Below are 6,847 nucleotides of genomic sequence, written 5' to 3' on the forward strand. Positions count from 1 at the left end.
ATGTCTGGCGAAATAAGCAAGCGTTGGAAACACTACCCTTATAAAAAAAAGGGAATGCAAGAAGAGCCCCTGAAGACCGTCTGAAAATACAATCAGAAAAAATGCACCGCAATTCTTTTATTAACAAATTACAAATTGTACTCTTGTAAAGTAATATCAGAATTAACACAAAATTGGTGTAAACTAATTCCAGTATTACTACTCAGAAGATGTAAACTAGTTCTAGTATTATAACTCAAAAACGACAAGTAAAATCAGGACGTGACAAGTTCTTGGGCATTTCGGCAAAAATGGCCAGCCGTTCCGCATTTAAACTGTCACCCCATTTCGCTTTAAAGTGACCACCTGTTTCGGGGCAAACTGGCCGTTCTGATCTTTCGATCAGCTTTCTTCGCAACTGGCTTTCGGGAATAATTTTTCAATTTCTGCATAAAATAAAGGCTCCTGGTAGCATATCTACTATTTGGGATGGACTACGGTCACTTCGCTGCTTTGAAGGGGGTATGGCGTTTTTTTGCGCGTTCTAGTACCTGCGAATGGATTTTGATCGCTAGAAAGGTCTGAATTGAGGATAAATCCGGCAGTAAGATGGATTAAAACGAAAAGTACTGAGGAAAATGGATTTGGATCCGAAGTGTATATTTGTTCAGAGGGAAAGGAACTTAGATGTGCATCATCCGGTAATAATTAGTGGCCAGTTTGGCCCGAAACAGAGGGGTCACTTTCACCGAAATACACAATATATGGCTAACTAATTTACAATACTTATCTAGATATAATTCAAATTTTGGATTCAGTAGATAGTGAACTGCAAGGGAAATCTTTCAAAAAGTTAACTTAAAGTTTGATTCTTGTGATTGTAATATATGGTTATAATCACAAGATTTCAAGCTTTTACTAATTCCTATTCGGGTTGACTTTTTTAAGTTTGAACCTTCAAAAGCTTTATTTAAATATTCAAACACTGTTCAGGAAAACGATCACTTTACGCTAGGTGTGTAGAAAATAAAGTTCTTTGCCTCAATTGTTGAGTATGTACGTACAACTAAAAGAAAAATAAGCACTACGCATCGATACCTTCGTTTTAGGAGATGCTATGATCAGTATTAACGCCCACAACATTTATCTTTGAGGGCGTTGGTAATTTAAGCGATTATATCCTAAAGTAAACGTATTGCTTGAAATAATAGAATGCAAATGTATTGTCCTGATTTAAGTTTTTTTAATGCCTGCGCGAACTCTAGATTGCGCTTTGCCATTAACTAGAGCTTCGAATTGTCGAAAATGTTGAACATCCGCTCGATGAAGATTTTTGCTACCGTAATTTAGAATTACTAATAAGGGAATACTACCATTCAGTTAGGGAGCTGATCAACAACTTAATCCAGGATTTTTGCAGTTTACAGAAGACTGTGCAATAGCACTTTAAATAAAACAATCTTAAAATGCTTAAAGCCCCATGTAATTACAATCGAGCTTTTTACAGGCCAAATGCGTAAGCGATACGAAGCCCTATTAATCCCAGCGAACTACCGTCCCTAGACCAGTTTTCATAACGAAGGGCGAAATCCAGACTGGATTTGCTGCTCACAGAAAAGGATGCTCCCAGGCCAGGTGAATAGGCAAAATAGCTAACTCCACCTTCCCTTTGTAAGGTAACACCCGCTTGTAAAGCGCCATAATAATTCTTACCGAAATAATATTTGCCACCCAGCTTAATGGACGAAAAACCCAAACTCCCGGATACATTTTTTTCTGTAGAAAACATACTTAGGTAACCTAGTGAGCCTGTTAAGTTAAATGACTTTGCTATGGGATCTTCGTAATATGCTGATCCACCGGCCAACAGAATATTCTTGCTTCCCTCTGTTGTTGGCAATGCAATGTCTGCACCTATGCTAAGCTTATTGACCGCGCCTTCTGTCTGAGCGTTTGCATTCAGTTCGAGAAAAATTATTGCTAAAATTGCCAATGATGTTTTTTTCATTTAATGTGTTTTTAAGTTATCATTATGCGAGTCTTTAAATACAGAATCATCAATTACAATGGTTGTTTTTATAGGATAGGTATTGTATCTATAAAAAGTAGATAGCGTTTTGTTTAAAAGATCGGGTCTGCCACACGATGTTAGGCAAACTGTTACCTCTTTTTTTGTGATTAACGCCTGTCCGATCTCTCATATTCTCTCATTTCAAAATGCATTGCATCCCATCCCCAATAATAACCAGCGAAGTTTCGAGGATCCAACTTTCCCCAATACTCTGCCAGAAATTCGTAGGCAGAGTTCTCGCTTAAAAAAATATTGTCTTTAAACAAGTGTAAATCCACAGCAAGTCTTTTGAGATGATAAGAATCTAATGTTTTTGTTTTACATAGTTTAAAATATACTTGTTGTTGAAGTTCTGTTCTAAATACTTCTCCCATGGTCACCTCAAACCCACTAGAGAAACAAACCGTTAACAGTTTATTTAGATTTCTCGTGAACGTAAATTGCAGTTTGTTTAGCGACGCCATGAAAACGGATTATTTCAGGGGCATCGTGCTGAAAGTCACATTTTTGAAATACATTGCTAATAAAAGCAACCCAAAAAAGCTGAGCAAAAAAAAGGACCAACATAACCATTTGTTCAACGGTGTATCATAGTGTTTCCCATTAAGTCTTTCAGCTATTGTTTCACCATAGTTGCCCCTGCTGAAATATAAATAAACGAGTGCCAATGTTACAATACCAATCAATCCACCAACGATTCTACCGGTAATACCCCCGTACAAGCAAACAGAGGTAAAATGCTGTAACAACAAGCCAATAATGTTAATGATAGAAACCAGAGTCAGCGCAACCAAAAGTGAAGCCCTATTGATCGCCTTGACTCTATTCTTAAATCTAGGATGAGAGAAATATTTATAAAATATAAAAAAGTATATGTCAATTAACATCGATTACTCTATAATTTCCCAGATAAATAATCCAGCAGACCCAATTAGCATCAACTCTGGACCAGCAACGACGATGAGTGTAGCACCTATCATCATTTGCGCGGCATCCTGCCAGTTCGGATGATCGATAAATTGTGAAGCGTTATCTAAGACTCCTACCCAGGCCATGCCTTCGCTAGCTGCCGAAAACCAACCGGGCATTGCGGTGCCCATGTAAACCGCCGAGGCTTCGCTTGCACTAAAAGATAACCCTATTGAAGCATCAGCCCATGAGAGGGCTTGGTAAAGAACATGATCTGTGAATCCCGGCTTAGATGGAGAAATGGATACCGTGTCTAATTCAATTGGGTGCATCGGGTTTCCGTATCCACCGAAGTTTAGCCAATCATCACCAGGACCTTCACCCCCTCCTCCTTTAATAGTTGATAAATAATCATTTAAAATCACGTCCATTTCGAACTCTAGTTCCAATAGATCTAGTTTTTTCATGTGAGCAATTAATTTATATTAAATTTTTGTTAATTTCCAGTTAAAAACATTAAGAAATTACTGCATAATTCATTCTTAAATATTTCACTTAAATACTTCCCTTATTACGAAGATATGAAGTAAATCTATTTGATTTCTATGCTTCAAAAATAAAAAAGGTTCGTTTTGTAGGACGATCATTTCCTATTATTAAATTGAATTTTCAGGTTAGATCTAGATTACACGGTAGATGCGGCCAACGCTAGAACTTCTGCAACCGGTAAAAATAAAAGTTGAGCTACCAACGTTCCAATTAGTCTAGCGATAGTCATATAAACAATATATTTTCTAAAAGTCGCCTCTGAACATTTTCCTAGCATGACGTCGTCAGTCATTACAGATAGATGTGGATCTATAAAAGCAAACATTATTATGGTAGCAAAGCCATTAATAAATGCGGACAAATTACTGGCTGTAGTTCTGTATTCAGGGTTCAAATAGGAAGCATAAACAGCGGATAAAACTCCCACAGTCAGAATTGCAACAGCAAAAATATTTAAAATGAAAATTCTTAACGGAAATTCGTTACCTAATTTAATGTCAGAAATATTTTCTCTCCTTGGAAATGTGATGCTATCCTTAAAATATAAGATCCCTGACTTCGAGAAGCCATGAATTAATAGCTTTCCCATGGATTTATGAATACTGAAATTTATTACGGCTTTAGATAATACTCGTTGAAAGGTGGGGATCAATAGTGTACCAACCACTGTGGCTACAGAGCAAGAAAATATTATTAGGCGGAAAGCTCCAATGTTGCTAGTTACTCCTATCTTCAAATCATTTTCAACAGTTTTCGCTAAAAGAGGAGCTTGAAATCCATTCGCAGTTCTTGAAACTAAAACCAGAATGTTAAACAAAGCAAAAGATATTGCAACTCTACTTGTGCGGATACCAACAATCCTAACTGAATACGAAAGAGTTGTTATGAGATTTATAACAAATGTGAGGATTAGAACAATATATATCTGTACTGGCATAACTTAAATTGCTCGTCTAAAGTACATTAAATACAACATTCTACCAACACTTGATTTTTATTCCTGAATTTCCTAATTAATATTTGCATCAGCTAACGCTTGGTTTTTTATTTCTTCTGCATGTTTTTTATTTCCTCATTATTATAAGTGTCGAGGATCTTTGAATAGCGGTAGAACGTTGCTCTTGTTAATTGTAGTCCTTTATAAATTTCTTCAGGAGTTTTATCGAAATCTTTATACACTGAGCGCATAACCAACAATTTGGAAATCGTGTCTTTGGTAAAACCTTTCGGCCTACCTCCCGTACGACCTCTAGCCCTCGCGGATTCTAAGCCAGCTTTTGTTCTTTCTCTGATTAATTCCCTTTCATATTCAGCTAATGAAGCCATGATATTTAAAAAAAGGCGACCATTAATTGTTGAAGTATCAACTCCATCGGTTAAACCTTTGATAATAATGCCATCTTCACTTAATCTTAAAACTAAATCAATTATATGTTTCAAGCTTCTTCCCAAACGGTCCAATTTCCAGACAACCAATTCATCACCTTTTCGAAACTGACCAATCATTTTATCAAGTTCCGGGCGAACCTTAGTTGCTCCAGAAATTGTTTCTCTGAAAATAATCTCACATCCCGCTTTTTCGAGTGCTTCAATTTGCAAACTTCAATTTTGTTCTTTCGTAGAAACCCTGGCGTATCCGATCTTCATTATTGTATCACTAAAACCTTTCTTTGTGAATTTAATAAACTTTGTTTTGTGATACAAGTTTTTGGGAAACTAAGGCTTGTGAACTTTATTTGGTTGTAGACAGATTTATGAATCTCATAATACCACCGTTTTTAAAGACAAAAAAGTTCTCGCATTTTTCATATAAAACTATTCTAACATGGACGATAACTATTCTTCTTGATATCTTAAGGATTGGGAACACAACATCGAGTCTGTTTTAAAGAATTGAATGTATTCAGCCCTATTGTATATATTTCTTTCAAATGTAATTTTACTTGCACAATTTACGGCAAAGAGAAAAATCAGTAAAGATAGTGCCAGGCGTTCAGCAGTTCTAGTTTAGAGTTGATAAGGACATTTTCAGTCTTTGCCCAAATTTCCAGAATTTCCGGCTGCGAGTTTTATCAAAAAACTTTAGTAGGCTTGATAGTTGAAGAAAAGGATTCGCACTTTTTATCTTTTGTATATTTATTCTGTTAACTTTATTTACTAATTATTTTTAACTAAAAATGCTTGAGATGCAAGCTCAACGGTGAAAATTAATGTTCTAAATTAATTAGAGTTATGTTATTCATAAAAGATTATTCACTGAGTAAATTAATCGTTAATTATGATATTTAGCTTGTGTGATTGCTGACATTGCTTCTAAGAAACTGGAACTGCTTTAATTTGATGCTCGATATGATAAAATTTTGGATTATGTTCGTGTTATTGGTCACGATACTGGCTAGCAGCTGTAAGAAAGATGAGGTAACCAATAATTTCAAATGTAAAGTAAATGGGGAGCTTTGGAGACCCCGGAATTCTGACCTTAAATATGGTCACGACGCTGAGGTGCATCTGATTGATGAAGGAAAAACTTTCTTTGTTTCGGCATATCAGGAAGGGACTAGACAGACAATTTCGTTTGCCATTTTTTTAGAAAACGAAGTACGACCCGGAAGTCATATACTAAATGGGATTAAAAATACAGCTGAGTACGAGGATAAAAGTAAAAACATAAAATGTACCTCCCAATTAGGATATACCGGAAAACTACAAATCCTAACGCTGGACAAAAAAACTAAAAGAGTAAGGGGAACGTTTTCTTTTAAGGCGGTGGATAATAATACCAAAGTGGTTGCAGATATTTCTGAAGGGGAGTTCAACCTTGTCTATAACACCTATTAATCAATTGAATCTTTAATAGGCAAATAATCGAACGACAGAAATTAGGCGTCTTTATCCGACTATCACAAGTCGAAGACTGTCTCAAAAAACGAAGATTTGAGATTATTAATAAAAACCTTAGCTATTTTAATTATAATATTTCAACCGCTGATTTCTATTATTTAGCAATGAATGTCCTTACAGTTGCAATATGCTAAAAAGGTTTTTAGAGATTGCATAAAACGCACACGTATCATATATTTGATACGATAAAAATCCACGTAGGAATGATAAATCTAAAAGCAAATCAGGCAATGTGCAATAATTGCGGAAATATACTAACTAGCCATAGCCAATATGACCTCCAAGTATGTCAATGCGGTTTCATAGCCGTAGATGGAGGATTAAATTTAAGAATTATTGAAATCAATACACCATCAATCATTACCGATACAATTATAACCGGTAGTTTATCATCATGCGAAATCTAATTTTACGATAATGTTCTAATAGTGTGTACGT

The 6,847-nt window shown here is 35.7% G+C and carries 7 protein-coding genes; 2 read left to right on the forward strand and 5 right to left on the reverse strand.

The annotated features are described in order from the left end of the window. Nucleotides 1-1,480 precede the first annotated feature (1,480 nt). The 5 genes from ON09_RS21250 to ON09_RS21275 all read right to left on the reverse strand — a co-directional run bounded on the left by ON09_RS21250 (nucleotide 1,481) and on the right by ON09_RS21275 (nucleotide 5,107). Nucleotides 1,481-1,987 carry a hypothetical protein gene (locus ON09_RS21250; protein ID WP_010603089.1) on the reverse strand — a complete coding sequence of 169 codons (507 nt, stop codon included), beginning with the start codon at nucleotides 1,985-1,987 and terminating at the stop codon, nucleotides 1,481-1,483. Between the two features lie 170 nt (nucleotides 1,988-2,157). Further along, nucleotides 2,158-2,514 (reverse strand): M15 family metallopeptidase domain-containing protein, encoded by a 357-nt coding sequence (locus ON09_RS24535; RefSeq protein WP_010603090.1) that lies wholly within the window; start codon nucleotides 2,512-2,514, stop codon nucleotides 2,158-2,160. A gap of 426 nt (nucleotides 2,515-2,940) precedes the next feature. Then, nucleotides 2,941-3,426 (reverse strand): hypothetical protein, encoded by a 486-nt coding sequence (locus tag ON09_RS21265; RefSeq protein ID WP_010603092.1) that lies wholly within the window; start codon nucleotides 3,424-3,426, stop codon nucleotides 2,941-2,943. A gap of 218 nt (nucleotides 3,427-3,644) precedes the next feature. Beyond that, nucleotides 3,645-4,445: a lipid II flippase Amj family protein gene (locus ON09_RS21270; protein ID WP_010603093.1), complete on the reverse strand. Its 801-nt coding sequence runs from the start codon at nucleotides 4,443-4,445 to the stop codon at nucleotides 3,645-3,647. Between the two features lie 107 nt (nucleotides 4,446-4,552). Next, nucleotides 4,553-5,107, reverse strand: a complete 555-nt coding sequence (locus ON09_RS21275) for a recombinase family protein (protein WP_010603094.1) — start codon at nucleotides 5,105-5,107, stop codon at nucleotides 4,553-4,555. 768 nt (nucleotides 5,108-5,875) lie between these two features. Here ON09_RS21275 and ON09_RS21280 point away from each other — a divergent pair. Continuing rightward, on the forward strand, nucleotides 5,876-6,346 hold the full coding sequence (locus ON09_RS21280) for a DUF6252 family protein (protein WP_162097949.1): 471 nt from the start codon (nucleotides 5,876-5,878) through the stop codon (nucleotides 6,344-6,346). Between the two features lie 266 nt (nucleotides 6,347-6,612). After that, nucleotides 6,613-6,816 (forward strand): DUF7695 domain-containing protein, encoded by a 204-nt coding sequence (locus tag ON09_RS26980; RefSeq protein ID WP_455566578.1) that lies wholly within the window; start codon nucleotides 6,613-6,615, stop codon nucleotides 6,814-6,816. Nucleotides 6,817-6,847: the final 31 nt, after the last annotated feature.

Source organism: Pedobacter agri PB92 (assembly GCF_000258495.1).
Lineage (GTDB): Bacteria > Bacteroidota > Bacteroidia > Sphingobacteriales > Sphingobacteriaceae > Pedobacter > Pedobacter agri.

Bases quoted from the DNA above. Each gene is read 5' to 3' on its own strand.
- ON09_RS26980 (WP_455566578.1), top strand. From the start codon at position 6,613: ATGATAAATCTAAAAGCAAATCAGGCAATGTGCAATAATTGCGGAAAT.
- ON09_RS21265 (WP_010603092.1), bottom strand. From the start codon at position 3,426: ATGAAAAAACTAGATCTATTGGAACTAGAGTTCGAAATGGACGTGATT.
- ON09_RS24535 (WP_010603090.1), bottom strand. From the start codon at position 2,514: ATGGCGTCGCTAAACAAACTGCAATTTACGTTCACGAGAAATCTAAAT.
- ON09_RS21280 (WP_162097949.1), top strand. From the start codon at position 5,876: ATGTTCGTGTTATTGGTCACGATACTGGCTAGCAGCTGTAAGAAAGAT.
- ON09_RS21250 (WP_010603089.1), bottom strand. From the start codon at position 1,987: ATGAAAAAAACATCATTGGCAATTTTAGCAATAATTTTTCTCGAACTG.
- ON09_RS21270 (WP_010603093.1), bottom strand. From the start codon at position 4,445: ATGCCAGTACAGATATATATTGTTCTAATCCTCACATTTGTTATAAAT.